The organism is Paracoccus benzoatiresistens (assembly GCF_026913015.1).
In the GTDB taxonomy this organism is placed as follows: domain Bacteria; phylum Pseudomonadota; class Alphaproteobacteria; order Rhodobacterales; family Rhodobacteraceae; genus Paracoccus; species Paracoccus benzoatiresistens.
In genome coordinates, this window is record NZ_JAPTYD010000002.1 from 240,415 (window position 1) to 264,912 (window position 24,498).

Below are 24,498 nucleotides of genomic sequence, written 5' to 3' on the forward strand. Positions count from 1 at the left end.
AAGCTGCGGTTGAACTGGGTTTTGTGAAGATGGCGTTTGTTACGCATGTTGTTACCGGTACGAATGTTGGTGGGGCTGAAATCATGCTTTACCGTTATTTGCGCGCCCTGGGTGACAAGGGCCTTGATCACCATGTAATTTCGCTTTTGCCGCACGGCCCCGTTTCCGAAAGGATTTCGGAACTGGGGGTGTCGGTTTCCACGCTTGGAATGCGCAATCTGGCCTCGGCCCCGGCGGCGGTGCTGCGGTTGGCGCGGCATCTTGACCGGAGCCGGCCCGATCTTGTCCACGGCTGGATGTATCACGGCTGCCTGGTTTCAACTCTTGCGCGCAAATTGATGCACCATAAACCGGCACTGGTCTGGGGCATTCACCATTCCCTGGCCGATCTTGGAAATGAAAAACCAGCAACCCGCGTGATTCTGCGAATCATGGCGAGAATGTCTCCGGCAGTAGACCATATTACCTATTGCTCGCAGGCCGCGCGCCAGCAGCATCGGCGAATCGGGTTTTCCGACCGGAACGATGTTCTGATTCCCAATGCCATCGACTGCGGGGAATTCCGCCCCGACCCCCAGGCCGCCGGTCGGCTGCGCTCGCTGTGCGGCATCGGTCCGGACAGCCTGCTGGTCGGCAATGTCGCCCGCGCCCACCCGATGAAGGACCATGTCTCGCTGGTGCGGGCGGTCGCGCTGCTGCGCGAGCGGGACCTGGACGTGCATCTTGTCCTGATCGGCAACGGCCATGCCGGCGGCCCCGCCGAGGCCGAGGCCCGGCGCCTTGGCATCGCCGCCCACCTGACCACCCTGCCCGCCCGGGACGACATCCCGCAACTGATGCCGGGGCTCGACCTCTTCGTGCTGTCCTCGGCCTGGGGCGAGGCGCAGTCGCTGGCCCTGGGCGAGGCGATGGCATCCTGCGTGCCCTGCGTCACGACCGACATGGGCGACTGCGCCTGGATGGTGGGCGATGCGCGGCTGGTGGTGCCGCCCGCGCAGCCCCAGGCCCTGGCCGACGCGATGGCCCGCGTGCTGGCCCTCCCCCCCGAGGATCGCCGCCAGATCGGCCGCGAGGCCCGGCAAAGGGTCGAAGCGCAGCTTTCCCTGGATGTCTATACCAGCGATCACGCCAAGGCCTATCGCGCGGCCACGGCACATCGCCTGTCCACCCTGTCCGAGGTTCCGACATGACGATGGAACGGCCCTTCATCACCCCGACGCCGCCGGCCGCGGTTGCATCCGGATCGCGGATCGGCCTTGCCGATCTTGGCTGGCTGATCCGCCGCCAGTTCTGGCCCATGCTGAGCGTCATCATCCTGGTCATGGGGGCCGCGGCGGCGCTGCTGATGCGCACCCCCGACAGCTATACCTCGACCTCGGCCATGGCGCTGACCGTGTCCGAGACGCGGGTCAGCCGGGCCAATTCGCAGCTCGAGGCCTTCGACGTGACCTCGGCCCGCGTCCAGACCGAGATCGACATCCTGCGCTCGCGCGATTTCGCGGCCAGCGTCGCCGAATCGCTGGACCTGTTCCAGGACGCGACCTTCATCGGCGAGGCCGATCCCGACAGTCTGACGCCGGAACAGAAGGCCTTCGTGGTGGACAAGCTGCTGGCCTCCTACACCATCTTCCGGACGGGCGAGAGCCTGGTGCTGAACGTGACCGCCACCGCCAATTCCCCTGAAATGGCCGCCGGCATCGCCAACACCGTGGTCAAGACCTATATCGCGCGGTCGTCGCGCGACGACCTGGCGCAGCTGGAAACCTGGGTCAGCTTCCTGCGCAACCGCGTCGATCAGCTGGGCCAGAGCCTGTCGGAGGCCGAGCAGGCCCTGGGCGAGATCATCCGCACCAACAACCTGGACGATGTCAGCCTGCCGACGCGGCTGCTGGCGGGGCGCAACAACGCCGCCGACATCATCGCGGTCCTGAAAAGCGAGCCGGGCAATGCAGAGGAGGTCGCCCGCAGGCAGGAAACCCTGGACCAGTTCGAGGAACAGCTGGCCACCCGCACCCGGGCCGAACTGGCCCGCAAGCGTCAGGAACGCGTCGTGGACCTGCTGGCCACCCGCTATCAGACAGCGACCGAGCGCCTGAACGAGCTTGAACCGCAGCTGGAGCTTGTGCCCCAGAGCGCCCGCCAGGTCACCATGGCCGAGCTTCCGACCCAGCCGTCCTCTCCGAACCGGCCCGCGACGCTTGCCGTGGCCTTTGCCGGATCCTTCATCCTGGCCTTCCTGGTGGGGCTTCTGCTGAACTCGATAAGCAGGCAGGTCTGGACCAGCGAGCAGGCGCGGGAGATCACCGGCCTGCCCAACCTGGGCAACATTCCGCGCATCAGGTCGCGGGGCGCGATGCAGCTGCGGATGCCGGGATGGGTCCTGATGATCCCGCGCTTCAGTTCCTTCGCGGAATCGCTGCGCGCGCTTCTGACCATCCTGTTCAATTCCAGCGGCCATCGCGGCAAGCGCGTGCTGATGGTGACCTCGCCCATGCCGCGAGAAGGGAAATCGACGGTCGCGGCCTCGCTTGCGGTGACGGCGGCGCGGGACGGCCTGGGGGTGCTGCTGGTCGATCTGGACCAGCGCCGCCCGGAAACCCTGCGCCTTCTGGGCGTTGCCGGCCATCGCGTCGATGTCGAGGATCTGCTGACGGGCCGTCTGTCGCTGGCCAAGGCCATCCAGCCCGTGGAGGACGGCCACAGCCTGTCGCTGCTGGCGGTCAATATCGCGGACCGCTGGACCCCGCGCCTGATCGACCAGTTCGGGGACAGGATCCTCAAGCCCCTGCGCGAGGAATACGACCTGATCATCTTCGACACGCCGCCCGCGATGCTGTCGGCCGATACGGGCCGGCTGGGCGGCCTTGCCGACGAGGCGCTGGTCGTCGTCAGCATGGGCAAGACCAGCGCCCGCGCGCTTGCCGCCGCGGTCGAGCGCCTGATCGTCAGCGGCGTCAACGTGGTCGGGACCGTCATCAATTCAGTCGAACACAATCGCGGGGGAATAGCGGATCATGTCGGATCTGGCCGCACTTACTGACCCTGCGCGCCGACTTGCGGCGGCGGGCCTGTGCCTGATGCTGGGCCTTGGCGCGGGACAGGCGGGGACGCAGGACAGGGCCTTTCCGGGCGCGGCGGGCTTTGGCGCGGTGGCCACGGGCTGGCGCGGGGGCAAGCTGATCCCCGTGACGACCCTGGCCGACACCGGCAAGGGCAGCCTGCGCGACTGCGCCGAAGACGGCACGGGCCCGCGGATCTGCGTCTTCCGGGTGAACGGCACGATCGAGCTGGACAGCCCCATCATGGTGGGATCCCAGGTCTATATCGCCGGCCAGACCGCGCCGGGCAGCGGCATCCAGATCAAGCTGGGAAAGGCCGGTCACAGCCCCCTCATCGTCAAGAACGCGCATGACGTGGTCATCCGCTTCCTGAAGCTGCGGCCGGGCACGGGCGCGGGCAAGGGCAACACCGTCGATGCCCTGACGGTCGAGAATGCCAGCCGCGTCTATCTGGGCAACCTGTCGATGGCCTTTGCCCCGGATGAGACCTTCAACGTCCATGTTTCGGGCGCTGTCGCCTCGGACATCACGCTGGCCGACAGCCTGCTGGCCTTCAGCCTGGACAAGGCCAACCATCCCGACGGGCGGCATTCCAAGGGGGCGCTGATCTGTTCGACCGAAGGGCGCGGCTATGACTGCGGCCGGATCACCCTGTGGCGCAACATCTTTGCCCATCATCGCGACCGCAACCCCGATGTGAAGGCCACCACGATCGGCCCGGTCGAGGTGATCAGCAACATCTTCTACGACCCGATCAGCCAGTTCGGCGAATTCTACGACCTGGCCGGGGATGCAAGCATCAGCTATGTCGGCAACCTGGCGCTGGCCGGTCCCTCGACGGTCAACCCGCCGCCCGAGGCGGTGCAGGTCTTCGACTGGGAGCCGGGCAAATCGATCTCGGTCATCGCGGAACAGAACGCCTCGCGCCACTGCAAGGGCGGACAGCCCCTGACGATCCTGGATGCGGAAGCGGTGGTCCACGAGGTGCGCAACGGGTCGCCCTTGTCGGCACCAGTCCTTGCCCCCGACAGCCTGACCGAGGAACTGCCCGCGACCGTGGGCGATGCCCTGCCCGACCGCAGCCACCGCGACGAGTTGGACAAGCGCGCGCTGCGCAACCTGGCCCGCTGCCAGGGCAAGGTGATCGACCACCCGGACGAGGTGAAGGGCTGGCCGGACCCGGTGGTGCGCGAGCCTGCCCCCGATGCCGACGGCGACGGCCTGCCTGATGACTACGAGGCCGCCAACGGCCTGGATCCGCAGAAACCCGATGACATCTGGGCGATGAATGACGGCAGCGGCCTGTCGCAGGTCGAAACCTGGCTTGCCCTGCTTGCCGGCGACCGGGAGGCGACACGGCCGTGAGCGCGCCCGACACGCCGGTCCTTGCGCCCTCCTCAACGCTGCTGCGGCGGCTTGGCAAGAACCTTGCCTGGATCTTCAGCTCGCAGGCGGGGATCTCGGTCCTGGGGCTGGTTTCCCTGGGGCTGACGGCGCGCAGCCTTGGCCCGGCGGCGCTTGGCTATCTGGCGATGATCGAGGCCTATACGCGGCTGCTGTCGCGTCTTCTGCATCTGGAACCCTGGCAGGCCACGGTGTTCTACGGAACGCAGGCGCTGGAACAGGGCGACAGCGGACGGTTCGGACGGCTGATGACGCTGTCGCTGTGGGCCGATCTGGCGGGCGGGCTTCTGGCGGGGGGCGTCGCGATCCTGCTGGCCGCCGTTGCGGCACCGTGGATGGGAATGCCGCCCGGGGACGGCGCGCTGATGCTGGCGGTGGCATCGGCCGCGCAGATCCTGGCGCTGCGCCCCACCGGTATCGGCGCCCTGCGGATCTATGACCGCTTCGACGTGCTGGCGGTGACCGATGCGGCGACAGCGCTTTTGCGCATGGCGCTGATCGCCCTGGCCTGGCTTGCCGGGGCGGGCTTGTGGACCTTCGTGCTGATCCTGGTGCTGGTCACGCTGGCCGATGGGTTGCTGCCCATGGCCATGGCCCTGCGCGAGATGCGCCGCCACGGCCACCGGCTCGAAAGGGTCCGGCCCCGCGGCGCGCTGGCCGAGAATCCCGGCTTCCTGCATCTGCTCTGGAACAGCAACGCCAATGTCATCCTGCGGCAGATGACGCAACGGCTGGACATCATCCTGCTTTCGCCGATGCTGCCGGCCGCCGCGATCGGCTTCTACCAGCTGGCCCGCCGCATTGGCGAGGCGGCCCTGCGCATCGGCCGGCCCTTCTCGCAGGTCGTTTATCCCGAACTGACGCGCATGGCCGTGCGCAACCAGATGCGCAAGCTGGGGCGCTTCGTCCTGTCCGTCACCGCGGGCTTGGTCGTGCTCGAGGTGGTGGTGGTGTCGGCGGTGATCATGAACCTGCCCGTGATCCTGGTCACCGTCTTCGGCCCCGGTTTCGCCGACGCGGTTCCGGTGGTCACCATCCAGGCGATTGCCGTCGCCCTGTATCTGGCGGGCATGATGTTCGGGCCGGCCATGCTGGCCATCGGCCTGGCGCGGGATCTGTCCCGCGTGACGCTGCTGACGACGATCATCTTCTTCGCGATCCTTCTGCCCATGACCAAGGCCCTGGGGATCGAGGGCGCGGCGGCCACGCATCTGGTCACCAACGCGATCTGGCTCACGCTTTGCGGCTGGCTGACCCTGCGGCGGATCGCCCGCCTGAGGGCCGGGGGATGAGCGCCATGGCCGTCGCACCCATCAGCGCCACGCGGCCCGGCACGGGCTGGGTCCGGGACGCCGAATTCCTCTGCGCGGTGCTTGTGGTGTTTCTGTCGCCCATGAACCATTTCCGGCTGGACGCCATCTATTTCACCGCCTCGGACGCCGCGGCCCTTGCCTGCCTGTTCCTGCTGACCATCCAGGGCCGGATCCCCACCCGCCCCTTTGGCGAGGCGACGCCGATCTGGCTTGCGGGATATGCGCTGCTGATCACCGGCCTGATCATGGGCTCGGTTGCGGCGGCGGCGGTGTGGGAAGCGGTGACGGTGGTCGGGCAATACACGTTCTCGCTGTTCATCCTGCCGCTGGTCGTGGGGGGGCGGTCGCGCGAACAGTGCCTGGTGATGGTCAAGGCGCTGATCATGTCGGTCTGCCTGGTCATGCTGTTCGGCTTTTACGTCGTGCATGTCACGGGTCCGGATCCCGCCTATGACTTCATCTCGATTTCCGGGCGGATGCGCTCGCTGGTCGAGCGCGAGAACGAGCTGGCGGCCCTGGGAGCGATCACCGCCACGCTGGCCTGCGGCATGTATCTGCTGCAGCGACTGGCCCTGCTGCCGCTTCTGCTGGCACTGGGCATCCTTGGCTATGGCATCCTGCTGACGGGGTCGAATACCGGCCTGGGCTGCACCGCGCTTGGGCTTCTGGTGCTGCTGGTCTTTTCGGGCTCGCCCCGGCTGATCTCGATCTTTGCCCTGATCCTCATGGCCTGCACGGCGGTGCTGATGATCAAGGGCACGGCCATGCTTCCGCCGATCTTCCAGGAACGCGTGCTGGGCGCGCTGACCAGCGGCGACCTGAACGCCGCGGGAACCTTCACGGACCGGCTGCAGCTGGTCAAGGAAGCCTTCGCGATCGCGCGCGACACGCCGCTGATCGGCCTGGGGGCCGAACAGTTCCGCACGGTCAGCGTGTTCCAGGCGCCTGTCCACAACACCTATCTGCTTCTGCTGTGCGAAGGGGGCGTCCTGTCGCTGCTTGGGCTGGTGCTGCTGCTGATCGCCGGACTCTACCTGTCCCTGTTCTGCCTAGCCTCGTCGCAAACCCGCATCGTGGGCACGCTGATCCTGGCCGTTCTGCTGATCTATTTCATGATGCTGAACACATTCCCGCATTTCTACGGGCGGTTCTGGAACGTGCCCCTGATCCTTCTGATGACCCTGGGGGCAGCCTGTCTGCCGGGAGCCGCCCCTTCCTTGCACAAGAGCCCGACATGAAACTTGCTCGACTGCTGCTGGCCCTGGGCCTGATCCTTGTTCCGGCCGCCCTGCGCGCCGAACCCTATCTGCTGAACCCGCAGGACCAGCTGACCCTGCGCGCGATCTTCTGGAAGGCCGACGAAGGGCTTTACCTGGCCTGGGACGGGATCAACGGTGACTATCGGATCAGCCCCGAGGGCAACCTGCACCTGCCGCTGATCGGGCGGGTCCCCGCCGCGAAGCGGTCGCTGGCCGAACTGACCGAGGAGATCACGCTGCAGCTTCAGCAAAGGATCGGCAGCCCCGAACGGCCCGAGGTTTCGCTGGAGGTCAGCGCCTATGCCCCAATCTACATCCTGGGCGCGGTGACGGCGCCGGGGGCCTATCCCTACCGCCCCGGCATGACGGTCCAGCAGGCCGTGGCGGTGGCGGGCGGGGTGTTGCGCCCGGCGGCGGGGGCGGCGGCGGGCGCGCCCGACCGCGCGGCGTCTTATGGAGGAGAGGTCAAGCTGGCCAGCGATGCCCTGGCGCAGCTTCGGCAGACCAAGGCCTGGCTCGAGGCCGAGCTGGCCCAGTTGTCCCCGGCCCCGGCGAATGCCCGCCCGCCGGCCCGGGACCCGCAACTGGGGCCGGTCGATGCCGCGATGTTTGCCGCCAACCGCTCGGCCCGCGGGGCCGAGACCGAGAGCCTGGGCGAACTACGGGCGGTGCTGACCGAACAGATCCAGCGCTTCGAACAGCAGATCGAACTGCGCGACAGCCAGATCGCGCAGATCTCGGCCGATCTGGGCGGGATGGAGCAGTTGCGCGACCAGGGCCTGGCCGCGAATGCCCGTGTCACCGCCCTGTCCACGCAGTTGAGCGATCTTGAAAGCAAGCGTCTGGATCTGGAAAACGCCCGGCTCCTGGCGGAACAGCAACTGAACCAGGCGACCCGCGACGAACTGGGCGTGACCGAAAAGGCCCGCACCGATTTCCTCAGCCAGTTGCGGCAGGTCAATGCCGACATCTCGGCCAACGAGATCAAGCTGTCCACCGCGACCGCGCTTTACAGTTCCGCCATCGCGGCGGGGGCGATGCCGGTCCCCGGGATCACCCCGCTGGAGCCCGAATATGTCGTGACGCCCGCCACGCCCGGCCAGCCGCAGGCGGTGTTCGAGGCGACCGAGCCGCTGCCCCCCGGCAGCACGCTGGAGGTCGTCATGAAGGTCGACGAGACAGCCTCGATCGCCGCGGCAGGGGGCAACTGAATGGCGATCCGCGTGCTTTTTCCCTTTGTCGGCGACACCTTCGGGGGCAGCCACATATCCGCCCTGCAACTGATCGACGCGCTGGACCGCGACCGTGTCCAGCCCGGGATCCTTCTGCATCGCGACGGCGAACTGGCGCAACGGTTGCGGGACAGCGGGCGCGACTTCGTCCTGTGGCAGGAAGGCGGCATCCTTGCGCCGCGCTACAGCCGCGACAGGCAGGACGTGGGGCCCCTGGGCTATGTGGGCCGGGCCCTGCCCGCCATGCGCCGCTACCTGCGCAAGGAGGCGATCGACATCGTCCATACCAACGACGGGCGGATGCATGTGACCTGGGCCGCCCCGGCCCGGCTGGCCGGCTGCCGCCTGGTCTGGCATCACCGTGGCGATCCGACGGCCTTCGGCGTCAACCGCATCGCACCCCTTCTGGCCGACCGGATCCTGACCGTGTCGCGCTTTGCGATGCCGTCCCGCCCCCTGCGGGATGTCTCGGGCCGGGTCGAGGTCGTGCGCAGCCCCTTCGACCTGCCCTCCCGGACGCCTGACCGGGCCGCGTCCCGCGCCATGCTTCTGTCGGAACTGGGGCTTCCTGCCGATACGCTGATCCTGGGCTGGATGGGGATCCTCAACCGCCGCAAGCGGCCGGATCATTTCGTCCGCGCCGTTGCCGCCATCGCCGCCCGCCTGGACCGGCCGGTGGCGGGGCTGATCTTCGGCCGGCCCGAGAACCCCCAGGATCCGCTGGATCGCGCTTGCCGCGATCTGGCCGAATCCCTGGGGATCGCGGACCGCATCCACCTGATGGGGTTCCGCAGCCCCGCCGACCGCTATCTGGCCGGGCTGGACGCGCTGCTGATCACCGCCCTGTCCGAGCCCTTCGGCCGGACCCTGATCGAGGCGATGCATGTCGGCACGCCCGTTGTCGCGACCGATCACGGCGGCAACCCCGAGGCGATCACGGACAACCGCACGGGCTTTCTGGTCGATCCCGGCCCGCCCGAGGCCTTCGCCGATCCCGTCCTGCGCCTTGCCCGGGACCCCGACCTGGCCCGGACCATCACAAGTTCCGCCCGGCAGGACGTGCGGGCCAGCTATGGCGTGGACACCCATGTCCGCCGCGTCAGCGCAATCTACCACGACATCGCCCACCAGAACCAAAGGCAAGGAAAAGCCCGTGCGCAAGCCTGATTTCCTGATCATCGGCGCGGCAAAGTCGGCGACGACATGGCTGCAGAATTCCCTTCAGGCCAATCCCGACATCTTCATGCCCGACCCCGAGCTTCATTTCTTCTCGCGCCATTACGGGGAGGGGCTGGACAGCTATCTGCGCCACTTCGACGCCGCCGGGGCGCGGATCGCGGGCGAGAAGTCGAATACCTACCTGTCGGACCCCGCCGCCGCCGAACGCATCGCCCGGGATCTGCCGGATGTGTCGCTGATCGCCCAGCTGCGCGATCCGGTGGCGCGGGCCTATTCCGATTACTGCATGCTGTTCCGGCGCGGAGAGGTCGGCGCGGATATCGAGAACCACCTCGACCCCCGCCGCGCGGCCCATGGCCGGTTCCTGTCGCACGGGCTTTACTCGCGCCAGATCGACCGCGTCCTGGCGCTGTTTCCCCCCGACCGCCTGCTGGTCCTGTTCTACGAGGATATCCGGACGGACGCGCAAGGCAGCCTGGACCGGCTGGCCGCCCATATCGGCTGCGCAGGTCCGCTGGCCCGCCCGGTTGCCGAAAGGGTCAAGGATGCCCGCAGGCCCGTTGTGCCCCCGCGCCTGCGCCGGGTGCTGACGCCGCTGCGCCCCGTCCTGGATCCCGTGCGTCATCTGGCCCCGCTGCGGCTGCTGCGCGCCAGCGTCGCGCGCGAACTGGCCTATCCGCCGCTGGCCCCGGATCTGGCGGCGCGGATGGAGGATTTCTTTGCTGAAGACACGGCCCGGCTGGAACGGCTGACCGGCCGCGACCTGTCCATCTGGCGCCAGCGCCACCCGGCCGGACAGGATGCGGCCCATGTCTGAAGACGCAGGCTTTCCGGTTCTTCTATCCTCGGCCGGACGCAGGGTCGGGCTGCTGAATTGCTTCCGGCAGGCGGGCGATCGCCTGGACCGCGCGGTTGTCCTGCATGCCAGCGATCTCGACCCGGATCTGTCCTCGGCCTGCGCAAGCGCCGATCACGCACACCAGGCGCCGCGCTGCGACGATCCCCGCTTCATCGACCACATGCTGGATCTGGCCCGCAGCCACGGCGTCCGGTTGATCGTCCCCACCATCGACACCGAACTGGGCGCCTATGCCGATGCCGCCGACCGCTTTGCCGCCATCGGCACCCGGATCCATGTCAGCGGACCGGCGACCGTCGCCATCGTCCGCGACAAGAACCGCACGGCCAGCGTTCTGGCCGCGGCAGGCGTGCCGGTCCCGGTGACGGTGACGGAACAGGATCTGCGGCGCGATCCGGGGATCATCGACTGGCCGGTCTTTGCCAAGCCCGCCGGCGGCAGCGCCAGCCGCGGGCTTGCCGTCTTCCGCCAGCCTTCGGACCTGCCAGACAGCTTTGACGAGCCGATGATCTTCCAGACGCTGCTGGAAGGCCCGGAATTCACCGTCAACGTCTTCATCGACCGCGACGGCACCCTGCAGACGGTCGTCCCGCATCGCCGCCTTCGCATCCGCGCGGGCGAGGTCGAGAAGGGCCAAACCATGCGCCGCGCCGATCTGCGCGCCATCGCCGAAAAGCTGGTCGCGGCCCTGCCGGATGCGCGCGGCAGCCTGTGCTTCCAGTTGATCGACGATCCCCGCCACGGCCCCCGGGTCTTCGAGATCAACGCCCGCTTCGGCGGGGGCTATCCGCTGGCGGATCATGCGGGCGCGCGCTTTGCGCAATGGCTGATCGAAGAGGAGCTTGATCTGCCGCGCAGCGCGGGGGACGACTGGCGCGACGGCGTGCTGATGCTGCGCTATGACGACGCGGTATTCCGGGGCTGACCATGCTGGTCTTCGACCTTGACGACACGCTGTATCTGGAACGCGATTTCGCCTTCAGCGGCTATGCGGCGCTTGGCGCGCATCTGGACCGGACCGAGCGCCACGGCGCAGGACAGCGCTTCGCGGAAACCTGCCGGGCGCTGTTCGCGGCGGGCGAGCGCAGGCATATCATCGACCGCGCCCTAGCGGCGCTGGACCTTGAAACCCGGGCAGCGGATCTGATCACGCTTTACCGTGACCACCCGCCGCAGATCGCGCTCTGTCCCGACGCGGCCTCTTTTCTGGGCCGCTGGCGGGGCCGGGCAGGCCTGATCACGGACGGGCCCGAACGCACGCAGCGCAACAAGATCCAGGCACTGCGCCTTGCAGGCTGCCTTGATCCGATCATTCCGACGGGCCAATGGCCTCTGGGCTTCGGCAAACCCCATCCCCGCGCCTTCGCCATGATCGAAACCATCGCGCAGGGCCGCTGCATCTATGTCGCCGACAACCCGCTGAAGGATTTCGTGACGCCAAAGGCGCGGGGATGGCTGACCATCCGCCTGGCCCGGCCGGAACGGGTGCATCACTGCCCCGCCCCCGATGACGCGCACGAGGCCGAGGCCTTGATCACGACGCTTGATGACCTCGACCCACTGCTGCAAGGCGGGGCCTGACCGGCTTCCGGACCGTCCGATCGATCAGCATGTCCCATTCCCCCAGGATCCGCTCCGGATCGTTCAGCCAGCGCGAATGATCGATCCAGCCCGACAGGGCCTCGCGCCGCTGCGGCGAAAGCGCCAGTTCGCGCATCGCGCGGGCCAGGGCGACGATGTCCCCCGGCGGGACAAGGATGCCGTTCTTGTCCGTGACGATCTGTTCGCGTGGTCCGTAGTCGCAGTCAAAGGCCACAACAGGAACGCCTGTGATCGTCGCCTCGGTGATCGTGTTCATGTAGCCCTCGAAGCGCGAGGACACGACCAGAAGATCCGCCCGGCCCAGCCAGTCGGCGGGTCCCGCGCTGCGGCCCGGCAGGCTGACCGTGTCGGCAAGACCCAGGGCATCGCGCTGCGCTTCCAGGGCGGGACGCGACGGGCCTTCACCAAAGATCGTCAGCGTCACCCCCTCGGGGATCGGCTTCAGCTTGGCAAAGGCCTCCAGCAGCATGTCATAGCCCTTTTGCGGATCCAGCCTGCCGACCGCGACCATCCTGCAACCCGCGCCCTGCGGCTGGCGCTCGACCGCGATCGGGGCGCAGGGATTGACGATGACCACGGCGCGCGACCGGCAATGCGCCGGCAAGGCCGTGCGTATGCGTTCGGTCTGCATGACGATGCCGTCGGCACGCCGCATCATCAGGGTCTGGGCATTGCGCACCAGGCGCGAGGCCTGCATCCGGGGATTGTTGCGTTCCGACACGATCACCTGCGTTCCCGTGCCGATGCTGGCCAGCAGCGTCAGGATGTTGACCTTGGTCAGCATCGAGATCACCAGGTCGGGCTTTTCGCGCCGGATCAGGTCGCGCAGCCAGGCCAGCCGGTGAAGCGGCTTGCTGCGCCCATAGCGCGACCGGCCCGTCTCGAAGGCGATCAGGCGGATGTCCGGAGGATAGGGAAAATAGGACCCCTTCGCCGGCATCAGCATTCCGGCCACGGTGACCTGGTCGCCCTTCTCGGACCGGTGGCGGGCCAGCATGGATACGATCTTTTCGGCCCCGCCGGCATCGAAGCCGCCCTGGATGAACAGGATCTTCATGCCGACTGCCGGTGCAGGACCGGCCCCTCGGGCCAGTAGCCGTCATCGGCGTTCAGCGCCGATTCCACGATGGGCGCATGCAGGTCTTTGGTTTGCAAGAATATTCTCCCGATATATTCACCGATGATGCCCAGAAACATCGCATTCAGCGTGATCGACAACAGCAGAAGCACGGTCGTTGTCGCAAAGCCCGCCGGCCATTCCTGGCCGAAGACCAGCCGCCCGACCAGGTAGAAGATCATCAGCACGAAGGTCAGCGCCCCGACGACCAGGCTGATGTTCGAGGCCAGCCGCAGCGGCAGCAGCGAATGGTTGACCAGCGCGTCCACCGCCAGCGACAGCATGGCGCGGAACGGGAATTTCGACAGCCCCGCCGTGCGCGACTGGCGTTCATAGTCGAAGCCCACCTGCCGGAACCCCATGGCCGAGATCAGCCCGCGCACATAGGGTGTCCGGTCGCGGATGCCGCGCAGCCGGTCCAGGACGCGCCGGTCCACCAGCCGGAATTCGCCCGCGTCACGGGGCAGTTCGTCCGGGCTGACCTTGGCGATGGACCAGTAGAACCCCTTGCGCAGGGCCGTGACCACCGGTCCGTCCGGCAGGGACCGGCGGATGCCATAGACGACCTCGTTTCCCTCGGACCACAGCTTCAGCATCTGCGGGATCAGCTCGGGCGGATCCTGCATGTCGCTGTCGATCTGGATCGCGCAATCGCCGTTGGCGGACTGGTAGGCATGCAGGATCGACCGGCCATAGCCGACATTGCGCGAAAAACGGTAAACCCGCAGCCGGGGGTCCTGGGCGGCAAGCCCCTGGAGGATCTGGAAGGTCCGGTCCGTGGAGTGGTTGTCGTTGACGATGATTTCCAGCCGGTATTCGGGCAGGTTCGCGAAGACCTCGGTCACGCGGCGATAGCAGCGCTCGATGTTTTCCTCTTCGTTCAGGGCCGGGATCAGGACCGAAACAAGTTTCTGCTTCATTCGGCACCTCGTGACAGACAAAGGCGATCCTCCTCGTGTTCCAGAAGACTGCGCAGGGCAAGGCGGCGGTCGGTGCGGGGCATCCAGCCAAGACCGGTCAGCGCCGCCGATGGGGCGGCAACCACCCGGTCCGCGGCCCCCGCTGAGGGGTCGCCGATGCGCGCGACCGGGCCGCGGCCAAGGGCGGCGATCTCGGCGGCCAGGTCGGCCATCGTCAGGGGCCGGGGATCCGAGACGGTGACAACGGGCGGCATCCGCGCTGCATGATAGCCAATGGCCAGAAGCGCCGAGACGACATCATCGACATGAAGCAGCGACCGCTCTGCGGCGGGATGGGCCAGGGTCTCGGGCTGGCCCGTCATTGCGGCCTTGACCAGCCGGGGCACCAGGAAGTCGGGCGACTGGCCGGGCCCATAGGTCAGTGACAGCCGGGCGGTCACGGCAGGCAGCCCGGTCAGCGCCCGGACGGTTCGCAGATACTGCGTCCCCATCAGCGCCGACAGGCCATAGGCGCCCGCAGGCCGCTCCGGCACATCATCGCGGTAAGGCGCCGGCGCCAGACCGAATTCGGCCAGCGTTCCCGCCCGGACAAAGGCGCGCGGCGGGGCGTCCGCCAGCGCGGTCACCATTGCGACCAGCGGGTCCAGGTTCTGTCGGATGGCCTGGGCCAGCGCGGCCGGGCTGCCCGGATCGCGAAAGCGGGTCCGTGCGGCCAGATGGAAGACCAGCGCGGGCGCCAGGTCGCGGGCGGCACGTGCAAAGCACTCGGGCGGCAGGCGCAGCAGCGCAAGGCGCCCGTCGAGGCCGGCCAGGCGCCAGGCATCGCTGTCCGGCCGGGTCAGCACCGTCACGCGATCGCCGCGCGCGATGCAGGCCCGCACCAGATGCGACCCGATGAAGCCGGTGCCCCCCGTGACCAGAACCTCCGCCATCAATCTTGACCGATGACCTTCGGCGTGGGCAGCGGCACGATGAAGCGGCCGCCCGCGGCCTCGTAATCGGCAAGCTGGCTGCGGATTTCATCGAAGAAGTTCCAGGCCAGCACCAGCAGGTAGTCGGGCGTCTCATCCTCGATGGCCTCGACGGGCCGGATCTCGATCTGCATGCCGGGCGAGTAGGTGCCGTGCTTCAGCGGGTTGCGGTCCACCAAGTAATCCAGCCTGTCCGGGCCGATGTTGTAGAAGTTCAGGATCGTGTTGCCCTTGGCGGGCGCGCCATAGCCGGCGATCCGGGCGCCCTTGCCCTTCAGGTCGTCCAGCATCGCCAGAAGGTCGCGCTTGGCCTCCTGGGCCCGTTCCCCGAACCGGTCATAGGCCGCAGTGTCGCGCACGCCCGCCGCATCTTCCTGTGCCAGGAAATCTGTCACGCGGTCCGAGACGGGCTCCTTGCCCGGCCGGCGCATGAAGACGCGCAGCGATCCCGCATGGACCGGCAGCAGATCGACATCCACCACCTCCAGCCCCGTGCGCTTGCCCAGTTCCACCATCGAGCGCAGGCTGAGTTCCGAGATATGCTCGTGATAGACGTTGTCGAACTGGTTCTTCTCGATGATCTCCTTGGCCCAGGGAACCTCGACCACGAAGACGCCGTCATCGGCCAGAAGGGTCATCACGCCTTCGACAAAACCGGTCAGGTCGTCGATATGGTTGAAGGTGTTGGTGGCCGAGATCACGGCGGCGGGGCCGTGGGTTTCGCGGATCTCGGCCGCGACCCGGGGCGAGAAATAGGCGATGTGGACCGGCACGCCGCGCGCCTCGGCCATGGGGGCGATATTGGCGGCGGGATCGACGCCCAGCACCCGCGCGCCCTTCTTGGCCGCAAAGCCCAGCATCAGCCCGTCATTGCAGCCGATATCGACGATCAGCCCGTTCTTCCCCGCCCTGTCCATCAGAACATCGGCAAGCCCGGAAAAGTGGTCGTGCATGGTCGCCGCGCCCGAGGGGACATAAAGGTAATGGCGGTAATAGTCGGCGGGCACCTGGTCGGCGACCTGGATCAGGCCGCAATCCAGGCAGGCCTGCGCGTTCAGCGGCCAGGCCTTGTGGGGCTGGTCCAACTCCTCGGGGCGCAGGAACATGTTGGCGGGCGGATGGTCGCCCATGGCCAGGAACAGCTTCAGCCGGTCGGATCCGCAGGTGCGGCAATGAACCAGTGTCGAGGGGCGGGCGGCGGGTCCGGTCATGTCGTTCATTTCACATGCTCCTGCGCGTATTGCCTGGCAAAGCCGAGAAAGGTTTCCTGCATGTAGGCGATCTGGTCGGGCTGGAGGCCGTGGTGGCAGGCCAGCAGGATGCCGCCCGTCATCACCTCGTCCGCCATCGGATATCCCCCCGGCGCAATGCGTGCGGGCACGCCCTTCATGGCAGGCTGGCGCAGGATGTTGCCGGTGAAGACGGGGCGGGTCTGGATGTCGCGGCTTTCGAACCAGGTCTGCAGGGCGCGCCGGTCGAAGGGCGCGTCGGGGCGAACGGTCAGCGGGAAGGCCAGCCAGCCGGTGCGCGACCGCGGCAGTTGCCGGGGCAGGATGAACCAGTCCTCGTAGGCCCGGAAGAACTGCAGATGGGCGGCGAAATTCGCCTCGCGGGCGGCGATGTTGCCCTGCAGCTTGTCCAGCTGGACCAAACCGAAGGCCGCGCCCATTTCCGAGGGCTCGACGTTCCAGCCCAGTTCCTCGAACAGGAACTTGGAGTCGTAGGGAATGCCGTCCAGCTCGACGTTGAAGCGGTTTTCCAGCGCCTCGCTGTCGGCAAACAGCGACGAGGACCGCCCCCAGGACCGCAACAGCAGCGCGCGGCGGTTCCATTCCTCGTTGTTGACGCACAGCATTCCGCCGTTGCCCGCGCAGTTGATGACGTGCGAGCCATAGAAGCTGGTGGTCGAGATGTCGCTGTAGACCCCCGTCGAGGTCCCGTCGATGGTCGCGCCCAGCGTGTCCGCGCTGTCCTCGATCACCAGAAGGCGGTGGCGGTCGGCAATCTCGCGGATGCGCTTCCAGTCGGGCAGGTTGCCGATCAGCGACGGGATCATCATGGCCCGCGTTTTCGGGCCGATCATCTCCTCGATGCGGTCCACGTCGATGTTGTAGGTGCCGCGCGCCGCATCGACGAAGACCGGCACCATGCCGCCGCGCACGATGGGCGCGACCGTGGTGGCGAAGGTCAGCACCGGGGTGATCACCTCGTCCCCCGGCTTCAGGCGCAGCAGTTCCATCGCCAGGTAGTTGGCCGAGGATCCCGAATTGACCATGATGCCGTGGCTTTTCTCGAAAAGCCTGGCCACGCGGGACTGCATCCGGCGGACATGATCGCCCATCTGGGTGGATGTCCGCAGCACGTTCACGACCGCGGCGATTTCGTCCTCTCCGTGGACGGTCTGTCCATAGTTGACTCGCATGTCAGGCACTTGCTCCATCATTCATGGGGTGAAGGGCCAGATCCCGTCCGCACAGCTCCTCGTAGCTGGCGATCTGGCCTTGGGTCAGCTCTCGCATGTCGTCGCCCCGGGCATCGGCGATGTACCATTCGGCGGTCAGGCGCAGCGCGCGCGACAGATCCAGGCGGGGCTTCCAGCCCAGCCTCACGGTCGCCTTGGTGCTGTCCAGCCGCAGCAGCCCGGCCTCGGGCAGACCGTCGAAGGCGGGCTCCATGCAATAGGGCAGCCCGCCGCCCGGCCAGTGGCGGGACAGGGTCGCGACCAGCGTGGCCACGTCCACCGTGGCCTCGGTGCCCGGGCCGAAGTTCCAGGCGCCCTCGGCACGGTCGGGATCCACCAGCAGCAGCTCGGCCAGCATCAGATAGCCCGCCAGCGGTTCCAGAACATGCTGCCAGGGCCGGACCGAACCCGGGTTGCGGATGATCGCGGGCTGGTCGGACCGCGCCGCGCGCACCAGGTCGGGAACCAGCCGGTCCCCGGCCCAATCGCCGCCGCCGAAGACATTGCCGGACCGCGCGCGGGCGATGCGCGGTCCCCCGGGCGCCTGGAAGAAGGACTGCGACCAGGCGGCGGCGGCAAGCTCGGCCGCGCCCTTCGATGCGCTATAGGGATCCTTGCCGCCCATCGGGTCTGTTTCGCGATAACCCCAGACCCATTCCCGGTTCTCGTAGCACTTGTCGCTGGTCACCACGATGATGCCGCGCAGGTCGGGCTCGTCGCGGCCAAGCTGCATCACGTTGGCGGTGCCGATCACATTGGTCAGGAAGGTCCCGACCGGATCGGCATAGGACGCGCGGACCAGGGACTGCGCGGCCATGTGGATGATGATCTCGGGGCGGAAGCCTTCGACCGCCTGGCGCAGCGCCGACAGGTCGTTGATGTCGGCAAGGCGGCTTTCGACCAGATCGCCGCCCCCGACCCTGTCGAACATCGACGGTTCCTGGGGCGGCAGGGCGACGCCCCTGACCTGCGCCCCAAGCCGCGCCAGCCACAAGGCCAGCCAGCTGCCCTTGAAGCCCGTGTGGCCGGTCAGCAGAATCCGCTTGCCATTCAGCCTGCTGCCCGGAGATATCACCCATCTGACCTGCATCTGCATGTTCCGTTCAGATGGCCACGATGCGCCGCGTCTGCTGGGCCGCTTCGTTGAAGTCCAACCAGGGCGGCAGATCCTCTTGCGCCAGCTCGTTCAGGGTGTTGCGGTCGCGGATCGTGTCCATCGGATGCCAGAAGCCGTAATGGCGATAGGCCATCAGTTCCCCGTCGCGGGCCAGCTGCGACAAGGGCGTCTGCTCCAGCGGCTCCATCTCGTCGACCAGGTAGTCCAGGACCTCGGGCTCGAAGACGAAGAAGCCGCCGTTGATCCAGGTGTCATAGCCCAGCACCTTTTCGGTGAAGGCATCGACCCGGTCGCCCCGCAGCGCCAGGCTGCCGAAGCGCGCCGGCGGCTGCACGGCGGTCACCGTGGCCAGCTTTCCATGCGCGCGGTGGAAGTCCAGCAACTGCTGGATGTTCACGTTTCCCAACCCGTCGGAATAGGTGACCATGAAGGTCTCGCCGTCCAGCCAGTCTCGCAAACGGGCGATCCGGCCGCTGGTCATGGTCGTGGGGCCGGTATCGACCACGGACACGTTCCAGCCCCCCGGCGTGCGGGGGCGAAGCTCCATCCGGCCGGTATCGACCGAAACGGTGATGTCATTCGCGATCAGGTGATAGCTCGCGAAGAACTGCTTGAGCATGTTGCCCTTGTAGCCCGCCGCCACGATGAAGTCGCGATGGCCAAAGGCGCTGTAGATATCCATGACCCGCGCGATGATCGGGCGGCCACCGACCTCGACCATGGGCTTGGGAATGGTGACCGTTTCCTCTGCAAGCCTTGATCCAAGACCGCCGGCAAGAAGAATGACCTTCATTATGCTAACCTCCTGTGTTCTGGGCGGCGCCTTCGTGTCAGGGGCGGATGAACAGAACCCCTGTTCCGTAGCGGTCGCTTATTTCCGTCAGTTCCGTGCGCCGATAGCCGTTCGCCTGGGCGAACTGCACCAGCGGTTCTTCCAGCGTGCCGTCGAAACCCGTCAGGATCGCGGCAGGCATGTCCGCCTGCAGGAAGGCGGTGATTTCGCCGGGCCCGGTCATGCGGTAATGCGCGCGAAGGCCGGGCGGCGTGTAATCCGCGATCCGATAGGCAAAGGGCCCGGTCGCGAATTCGGGATAGACCGGCAGGCCGCCTTCCAGCGGATAGACCGGGTTCAGGGCCAGCACCCGTTCCCCCGCATGGCCGGCATCGGCCAGGACATCCGCAAGCTGCTGTCCTGCGCGGTGAGCCTTGCTCACCACCGTTTCGTCGGGGTGGCGCAGCGCCATCAGCCCGTCCGCCAGCCGTGGAAAGGCCAGCAGCAGGCACAGCGCTGCCGCCACCCCTGCCGCCGTCTCCAGCTGACCGGAGCGTCCGACGGTGTCCCGTGCCAGGACCGCGATCAGCAGGGGCAGGCAGATCAGCGGCTGGATATAGTATTGGGGAAAGGCGGGCGTGGGCAGGAAGCTGAGCGCGACGCAGAACAGCAGCACCGCCCCCAGCATGATCGCAGGGCCGGCGGCCCGGGCATCCCTAGCGTCCTTGCGCGACAGGGCAAGCCAGCCTGCCAGCATCGCGGCAAAGACCAGAAGCAGCGCGCTGCCCCGCAGCCAGACCGTATAGGCCAGGCGCAGCTTGTCGCCCAGGCCAAGGACCAGGTTCGGCTCGTCCGCCATGTGGTCGCGCCAGTAGGCGACATGCGGGCCGGTATGGAAGCCCAGCACATGGGCCAGGAACAGGTCCGGCTGGGTGGCCAGCAGCCAGAACAGCGGCAATGTGCCCAGGATGCCGCCCAGCATCACCGGCAGGGTGACATGGCGCAGGCGGATGGCCATCGGCAGGGACCGGGGCAGCAGGAAGGCCGCCACGACCAGCGCCGGGACAAAGGCCACGGCGCTGACCTTCATGCCAAGGGCGATGGCGACCGACAGGCCCGACAGGAACAGCAGGCCGGAATTGCAGCGCTCCTCGATCACCTGCCAGGTAAACAGGCCCAACCCCACGAAGGCGAAGGCCAGGGGCAGCAGGTTGTTCGTGGCGGCCATTCCCGCCTGTTCCAGCAGCACGTCGCTGCAGATCAGCGCCAGCACCCCGAACAGCGCCACGACCATCGACCGGGATATCAGCCACAGCAGGGTCCCGCCCCCCAGGACCAGCAGAAGCCAGCCCAGGAAGACCGCGATCCGCCCTGCCTCGAGCAGGCCGATGCCCGGCAGCGCCAGGTGGACCAGCCGGAAGAGCCAGGCCGAATAGGGCAGGTGATTGTAGAAGAAATCGCCATAAAGCGACATCTGGCCCAGCAGTTCGGCGGGCGGGACGAACAGCGTCTCGTCCCGGCGCAGGCCGAAATCCATCATCCGCCCCCAAAGCCCGGCCAGCACCAGGACCAGCAGCGCGCCCGTCAGGGCCAGGCGGCGGCTTGGGCTGCGGGTGATCGAGAGCGTCGCGCCGTCACTTGATGCGATCATCGTCCACCCCTTGAAGAAAGCACTCGCGAGACGAGAAGAAAGGACAGCACCACCATCGGCGCCAGCAGCAGAAGCTGCGCCGCCAGCGGTCCCACGCCCGCCTCCAGCAGACCTTGCAGGGCCAGCCCGTTGACGGCCCAGAGCAGCAGATAGGCGCCGACATAGGCCGGCAGCCGCCGCAGGCCCCGGTGGGCGAAGACCAGCCGGGCGTGCATCCCATAGTTCCACAGCGCACCCAGGACGAACTGCACGACCAGCGCCGCCTGCGGCGGCAGCCCGGCCAGCAGGCCCGCCGCATAGATCGCATAGCCCACGCCCGTGTTCACCACGCCCACGGCGACAAAGCGCAGGAAGCGGTTGGGCATCGTCACGACAAGGGCATCAGCCATGAACCGGATCCTCCAGCCCGATCGTCGTCAGGATCAGGCGATTGATGTCATGGACATCGTTGTTGGCAGCGACCTCGGCCCGCGCGGCGCGGCCCATCTGCGTGATGAGGCCGGGCGCCTTGATGAAGCGCCGCATCGCCGCCGCCAGCGCCGCCACGTCGCCCGCAGGCACCACGAAACCCGAGACGCCGTCGCTGATGGTCGATCCGCAGCCCGGCGCATCCGTGGTGATGACCGCGCGGCCCGTGGACATGGCTTCCAGGATCGACCGCGGCACGCCTTCGCGCAGCATGGTCGGCAGCACGAAGACCGAGGCACCGGCCAGCCAGGGGCGCACGTCGCGGGTGGCGCCGGGCAGTTCGGCGATCCCCTCGGCCCGCCAGGCGGCCAGCGTCTCGGCCGACACCGCGTCGGGATTGCTGTCGGTCGGGCCAAGCAGGCACAGCTCGAACCGGGCGCCCCCGGCGCGCAACAGGCGCGCAGCCTCGACCAGGATCTCGACGCCCTTGCTTTTCAGCAGGCGCCCCACGAACAGGAAGCGCACGGGATCCGTCGGAGGCTCGCTTGCCTGGAACAGGCGCGTATCGACGCCCGATCCGGGAACGCGCACCAGCCGCGCATGGGGCGGAACCAAGCCAAAGGCGCGGATGTCGCGTTCCTCGGCATCGTTGTAGCAGAAGGCGACGGTGACCTTGCGCAGCGCCAGCCGGTGCAGCCGGACCACGATGTCCCGGATCACCCGCCGCCGCCCTTCCGGCGCGGGGTCGTTGAAGGCATAGCCCAGGCCGGTGAACAGCGGCGTCGTGCGCACCCCTGCCAGCCGCCCGGCCAGCGCGCCATAGACGATCGGCTTCAGGGTATAGGGCAGCACGAGGTCCGGCCTTTCGCGCAGCAGGATGCGCAGGATCGCGGACAGGGTGACCAGGTCGCTGACCGGATTGACGCCCGTGCGGCTCATCGGGATCTGGACAAAGCGGATCCGCTCGGCCCGCAGGGCGGTGGCGGTGGCCTCGTCGATCTCGGGCGACAGCACCAGCAGGTCATGGCCATTGGCCTGGATGCGGCGCAGCAGTTCCAGCCGGAAATTGATCAGCGACCAGCCAAGCGAGGCGATCACCACCACCTTCCTGCGACGGCGAGGCACGGCCCCCGCCGCTGCGAAGGCGTTGTCGGCGACAAATGTTTCGGTCATACCGCCGCCCCCACGGAAAGCGAGCCGCGGCGGATCAGGGGCTGGACGGGCGTCGGCGTGAGGATGACCGGCCCCCCTTCCTGGGTCGGATCCTCGTATCCCGGCACGGCCGAGCGGAGGTAATGGCGCACCAGCCCGACATCGCCGGCCACCGCCGAGGCTTCCAGCCGCTGCATGACCGCGCGAAGGGCCGCAATGGGAACGCCCATGGGGGTCGCCGCGCGCACGCCGGGGAACACCTCGGGGTGGACGGTCTCGTTATGGTCGAACAGTTCCTCGAACAGCTTTTCGCCGGGACGGATCCCCACGAACTTGATCTCGATGTCCTTGCCGGGCACCTTGCCCGCCATGCGGATCATCCGTTCGGCCAGATCCAGGATGCGGACCGGCTTGCCCATGTCCAGAACAAAGATCCGGCCCAGTTCCGAGTTCTCGGCAAAGCCCGCGGCGGCGGACAGAAGCGTCAGCTCGACCGCTTCCCGGATCGACATGAAATAGCGTTCCATGTTCGGATCGGTCACGGTCAGCGGCCCGCCCTGCGCGATCTGGCGCTGGAACAGCGGGATCAGAGAGCCCGACGATCCCAGCACGTTGCCGAAGCGGACCACGAAGAAGCGGGTCTGCTCCTCGGTCGCGCGGGTCGCGCGGTCCTGCGCCTGGCAATAGAATTCGGCGACGCGCTTGGTGGCGCCCATCACGTTGGTGGTGTTGACCGCCTTGTCGGTCGAAATCTGCACCATGGCCAGAACACCGACACGCCGCGACGCATCGGCCACGTTGCGCGCGCCGATGATGTTGGTCAGCACGCCGTCGCAGGGGTTCATCTCGACCAGGGGCACATGCTTCAGCGCGGCGGCGTTGAAGACGAATTCGGGACGGTGTTCGGCAAAGATCCTGTCCACCCGGTCCTTGTTGCGGATGCAGCTGACATAGATCTTGCGCGGCACGTCGGGGAAATACTGCGCCAACGCCATGTCGATGTTGTAGGCGTTCAGCTCGCAGCTTTCGATCAGCACCAGTTCCTGCGGGCGCAGAGCGGCCAGCTGGCGGGCCAGTTCGCTGCCGATGGAGCCCCCGCCGCCAGTCACCAGCACCCGCCGGCCCGTGAACTGCTGGAACAGCAGGCTTTTCTGGACCCGCATCTGCGGACGGTCCAGGATCGTCTCGGGGTCGATGCTGACCACCGGGACATGGCGGGGATCGATCGCGGCGCGCGGCGTCCCAATATCGGGCAGGGCCGAAACCTTGACCCCGTTGCCGTCCGCCCATCCCAGCAGCCGCCGGATCCCGTCGCTGTCGAAATGGGTCACGGGTTCGGTCAAGAGCAGCATCTCGGGGCGCTCGGGCAGGCGCTCCAGCTTGTCGATCAGGCTGGCGGGATTGCGGACCGAGTCGACGATGCGGACATCGCCGAAATACATCTCGGTCGTGCCGCGGGCGTCGTCGATGATGCCGATGGCGCGGAACTGCGCGGCCGGCGCTCGCAGGGAGCGCAGGAACAGGTCGCAGGTCGCCCCCGTGCCCACCACCAGAACAGGAATGCGGGCCTGTTCGTGGCTGCGGTTGCGCAGCAATTCCCGACCCCTTGCGGCAAATCGGACTGCAGCCAGCGCCGGAGTTACAATCAGGAATTGAATGATAAACACATTCAAGGGAATGACATTATCATGCCCCAGTCCCGATGCGACCAGCCAGATACCTGTGATTGTAATAAACGCAGCGGTAATCAACCGCTGGACATCCTTGAACGAGGATGAACGCGCGACCCGGCGATAAAGCCCCAGAAAGGGATAACAAATAAGACTGGTGATTACCGATACCAGGACATAACCCTGGATCGCCTCGGATGGAACGGGCGGCAGGACCGGGCCAAAACCCAGGAACAGGGCCGCGACCGCCGCGAACGCCGCTACGGCGATGTCGAAAAAATACAACCGTCGATTGACATTAACACCTGACAGCCGTAGAAGCCGAGCTGAGAAATGCTTGAGCGTATAAGAA

General features: G+C 67.3%; 21 protein-coding genes. 10 read left to right on the forward strand and 11 right to left on the reverse strand.

The window, feature by feature from the left end; genetic code table 11:
* Positions 1-29: 29 nt before the first annotated feature.
* From OU682_RS03220 to OU682_RS03265, 10 genes are read left to right on the forward strand one after another with little or no spacing between them, the layout of a single operon-like run.
* Positions 30-1,190, forward strand: a complete 1,161-nt coding sequence (locus OU682_RS03220) for a glycosyltransferase (protein WP_268940618.1) — start codon at positions 30-32, stop codon at positions 1,188-1,190.
* Positions 1,187-3,040, forward strand: a complete 1,854-nt coding sequence (locus tag OU682_RS03225; protein WP_268940619.1) for a GumC family protein — start codon at positions 1,187-1,189, stop codon at positions 3,038-3,040. Before OU682_RS03220 ends, OU682_RS03225 begins: the two co-directional genes overlap by 4 nt.
* Positions 3,015-4,424 (forward strand): hypothetical protein, encoded by a 1,410-nt coding sequence (locus tag OU682_RS03230; protein WP_268940620.1) that lies wholly within the window; start codon positions 3,015-3,017, stop codon positions 4,422-4,424. The genes OU682_RS03225 and OU682_RS03230 overlap by 26 nt, the downstream gene beginning before the upstream one ends.
* Positions 4,421-5,755, forward strand: coding sequence for a lipopolysaccharide biosynthesis protein (locus tag OU682_RS03235; protein WP_268940621.1), 1,335 nt, complete (start codon positions 4,421-4,423; stop codon positions 5,753-5,755). The genes OU682_RS03230 and OU682_RS03235 overlap by 4 nt, the downstream gene beginning before the upstream one ends.
* Positions 5,756-5,760: 5 nt before the next feature.
* Positions 5,761-7,014: an O-antigen ligase family protein gene (locus OU682_RS03240; RefSeq protein ID WP_268940622.1), complete on the forward strand. Its 1,254-nt coding sequence runs from the start codon at positions 5,761-5,763 to the stop codon at positions 7,012-7,014.
* Complete coding sequence (locus tag OU682_RS03245) at positions 7,011-8,246, forward strand: polysaccharide biosynthesis/export family protein (RefSeq protein ID WP_268940623.1); 1,236 nt, start codon at positions 7,011-7,013, stop codon at positions 8,244-8,246. Before OU682_RS03240 ends, OU682_RS03245 begins: the two co-directional genes overlap by 4 nt.
* A complete protein-coding gene (locus tag OU682_RS03250; protein ID WP_268940624.1) occupies positions 8,247-9,434 on the forward strand; it encodes a glycosyltransferase family 4 protein in 1,188 nt (395 codons plus the stop codon).
* Entirely contained in the window at positions 9,421-10,263 is an 843-nt protein-coding gene (locus OU682_RS03255; protein WP_268940625.1) for a sulfotransferase family protein, read from the forward strand. Before OU682_RS03250 ends, OU682_RS03255 begins: the two co-directional genes overlap by 14 nt.
* A complete protein-coding gene (locus tag OU682_RS03260; RefSeq protein WP_268940626.1) occupies positions 10,256-11,230 on the forward strand; it encodes an ATP-grasp domain-containing protein in 975 nt (324 codons plus the stop codon). The genes OU682_RS03255 and OU682_RS03260 overlap by 8 nt, the downstream gene beginning before the upstream one ends.
* Before the next feature lie 2 nt (positions 11,231-11,232).
* The gene (locus tag OU682_RS03265) at positions 11,233-11,886 is read left to right on the forward strand and encodes an HAD family hydrolase (protein WP_268940627.1); all 654 of its coding nucleotides are present in this window, start codon (positions 11,233-11,235) and stop codon (positions 11,884-11,886) included.
* Here OU682_RS03265 and OU682_RS03270 read toward each other — a convergent pair.
* From OU682_RS03270 to OU682_RS03320, 11 genes are read right to left on the reverse strand one after another with little or no spacing between them, the layout of a single operon-like run.
* A complete protein-coding gene (locus tag OU682_RS03270; RefSeq protein WP_268940628.1) occupies positions 11,840-12,964 on the reverse strand; it encodes a glycosyltransferase in 1,125 nt (374 codons plus the stop codon). The two genes, OU682_RS03265 and OU682_RS03270, sit on opposite strands and share 47 nt — an antisense overlap.
* Positions 12,961-13,944 (reverse strand): glycosyltransferase family 2 protein, encoded by a 984-nt coding sequence (locus OU682_RS03275; RefSeq protein WP_268940629.1) that lies wholly within the window; start codon positions 13,942-13,944, stop codon positions 12,961-12,963. Before OU682_RS03275 ends, OU682_RS03270 begins: the two co-directional genes overlap by 4 nt.
* The gene (locus tag OU682_RS03280) at positions 13,941-14,876 is read right to left on the reverse strand and encodes an NAD-dependent epimerase/dehydratase family protein (protein WP_268940630.1); all 936 of its coding nucleotides are present in this window, start codon (positions 14,874-14,876) and stop codon (positions 13,941-13,943) included. Before OU682_RS03280 ends, OU682_RS03275 begins: the two co-directional genes overlap by 4 nt.
* Positions 14,876-16,135 (reverse strand): class I SAM-dependent methyltransferase, encoded by a 1,260-nt coding sequence (locus tag OU682_RS03285; RefSeq protein ID WP_268940631.1) that lies wholly within the window; start codon positions 16,133-16,135, stop codon positions 14,876-14,878. The genes OU682_RS03280 and OU682_RS03285 overlap by 1 nt, the downstream gene beginning before the upstream one ends.
* Positions 16,132-17,337 carry an aminotransferase class I/II-fold pyridoxal phosphate-dependent enzyme gene (locus tag OU682_RS03290; protein WP_268940670.1) on the reverse strand — a complete coding sequence of 402 codons (1,206 nt, stop codon included), beginning with the start codon at positions 17,335-17,337 and terminating at the stop codon, positions 16,132-16,134. Before OU682_RS03290 ends, OU682_RS03285 begins: the two co-directional genes overlap by 4 nt.
* A 1-nt stretch (position 17,338) precedes the next feature.
* Positions 17,339-18,466, reverse strand: a complete 1,128-nt coding sequence (gene rfbG, locus OU682_RS03295) for a CDP-glucose 4,6-dehydratase (RefSeq protein WP_268940632.1) — start codon at positions 18,464-18,466, stop codon at positions 17,339-17,341.
* 13 nt (positions 18,467-18,479) lie between these two features.
* The gene (rfbF, locus tag OU682_RS03300; RefSeq protein WP_268940633.1) at positions 18,480-19,286 is read right to left on the reverse strand and encodes a glucose-1-phosphate cytidylyltransferase; all 807 of its coding nucleotides are present in this window, start codon (positions 19,284-19,286) and stop codon (positions 18,480-18,482) included.
* A 37-nt stretch (positions 19,287-19,323) separates the two neighbouring features.
* Positions 19,324-20,916, reverse strand: a complete 1,593-nt coding sequence (locus OU682_RS03305; protein WP_268940634.1) for a glycosyltransferase family protein — start codon at positions 20,914-20,916, stop codon at positions 19,324-19,326.
* Positions 20,913-21,305: a GtrA family protein gene (locus tag OU682_RS03310; RefSeq protein ID WP_268940635.1), complete on the reverse strand. Its 393-nt coding sequence runs from the start codon at positions 21,303-21,305 to the stop codon at positions 20,913-20,915. Before OU682_RS03310 ends, OU682_RS03305 begins: the two co-directional genes overlap by 4 nt.
* A complete protein-coding gene (locus tag OU682_RS03315) occupies positions 21,298-22,497 on the reverse strand; it encodes a glycosyltransferase family 4 protein (protein WP_268940636.1) in 1,200 nt (399 codons plus the stop codon). The genes OU682_RS03310 and OU682_RS03315 overlap by 8 nt, the downstream gene beginning before the upstream one ends.
* Complete coding sequence (locus tag OU682_RS03320; protein ID WP_268940637.1) at positions 22,494-24,431, reverse strand: polysaccharide biosynthesis protein; 1,938 nt, start codon at positions 24,429-24,431, stop codon at positions 22,494-22,496. Before OU682_RS03320 ends, OU682_RS03315 begins: the two co-directional genes overlap by 4 nt.
* Positions 24,432-24,498 lie beyond the last annotated feature (67 nt).

Excerpts from the sequence above, each read along its gene's own strand:
- OU682_RS03270 (WP_268940628.1), bottom strand. The coding sequence starts at position 12,964 with ATGAAGATCCTGTTCATCCAGGGCGGCTTCGATGCCGGCGGGGCCGAA.
- OU682_RS03275 (WP_268940629.1), bottom strand. The coding sequence starts at position 13,944 with ATGAAGCAGAAACTTGTTTCGGTCCTGATCCCGGCCCTGAACGAAGAG.
- OU682_RS03220 (WP_268940618.1), top strand. The coding sequence starts at position 30 with ATGGCGTTTGTTACGCATGTTGTTACCGGTACGAATGTTGGTGGGGCT.
- OU682_RS03245 (WP_268940623.1), top strand. The coding sequence starts at position 7,011 with ATGAAACTTGCTCGACTGCTGCTGGCCCTGGGCCTGATCCTTGTTCCG.
- OU682_RS03290 (WP_268940670.1), bottom strand. The coding sequence starts at position 17,337 with ATGCGAGTCAACTATGGACAGACCGTCCACGGAGAGGACGAAATCGCC.
- OU682_RS03265 (WP_268940627.1), top strand. The coding sequence starts at position 11,233 with ATGCTGGTCTTCGACCTTGACGACACGCTGTATCTGGAACGCGATTTC.
- OU682_RS03315 (WP_268940636.1), bottom strand. The coding sequence starts at position 22,497 with ATGACCGAAACATTTGTCGCCGACAACGCCTTCGCAGCGGCGGGGGCC.
- OU682_RS03250 (WP_268940624.1), top strand. The coding sequence starts at position 8,247 with ATGGCGATCCGCGTGCTTTTTCCCTTTGTCGGCGACACCTTCGGGGGC.
- OU682_RS03285 (WP_268940631.1), bottom strand. The coding sequence starts at position 16,135 with ATGAACGACATGACCGGACCCGCCGCCCGCCCCTCGACACTGGTTCAT.
- OU682_RS03230 (WP_268940620.1), top strand. The coding sequence starts at position 3,015 with ATGTCGGATCTGGCCGCACTTACTGACCCTGCGCGCCGACTTGCGGCG.
- OU682_RS03305 (WP_268940634.1), bottom strand. The coding sequence starts at position 20,916 with ATGATCGCATCAAGTGACGGCGCGACGCTCTCGATCACCCGCAGCCCA.
- OU682_RS03225 (WP_268940619.1), top strand. The coding sequence starts at position 1,187 with ATGACGATGGAACGGCCCTTCATCACCCCGACGCCGCCGGCCGCGGTT.
- rfbG (WP_268940632.1), bottom strand. The coding sequence starts at position 18,466 with ATGCAGGTCAGATGGGTGATATCTCCGGGCAGCAGGCTGAATGGCAAG.
- OU682_RS03240 (WP_268940622.1), top strand. The coding sequence starts at position 5,761 with ATGGCCGTCGCACCCATCAGCGCCACGCGGCCCGGCACGGGCTGGGTC.
- OU682_RS03260 (WP_268940626.1), top strand. The coding sequence starts at position 10,256 with ATGTCTGAAGACGCAGGCTTTCCGGTTCTTCTATCCTCGGCCGGACGC.
- OU682_RS03310 (WP_268940635.1), bottom strand. The coding sequence starts at position 21,305 with ATGGCTGATGCCCTTGTCGTGACGATGCCCAACCGCTTCCTGCGCTTT.
- rfbF (WP_268940633.1), bottom strand. The coding sequence starts at position 19,286 with ATGAAGGTCATTCTTCTTGCCGGCGGTCTTGGATCAAGGCTTGCAGAG.
- OU682_RS03280 (WP_268940630.1), bottom strand. The coding sequence starts at position 14,876 with ATGGCGGAGGTTCTGGTCACGGGGGGCACCGGCTTCATCGGGTCGCAT.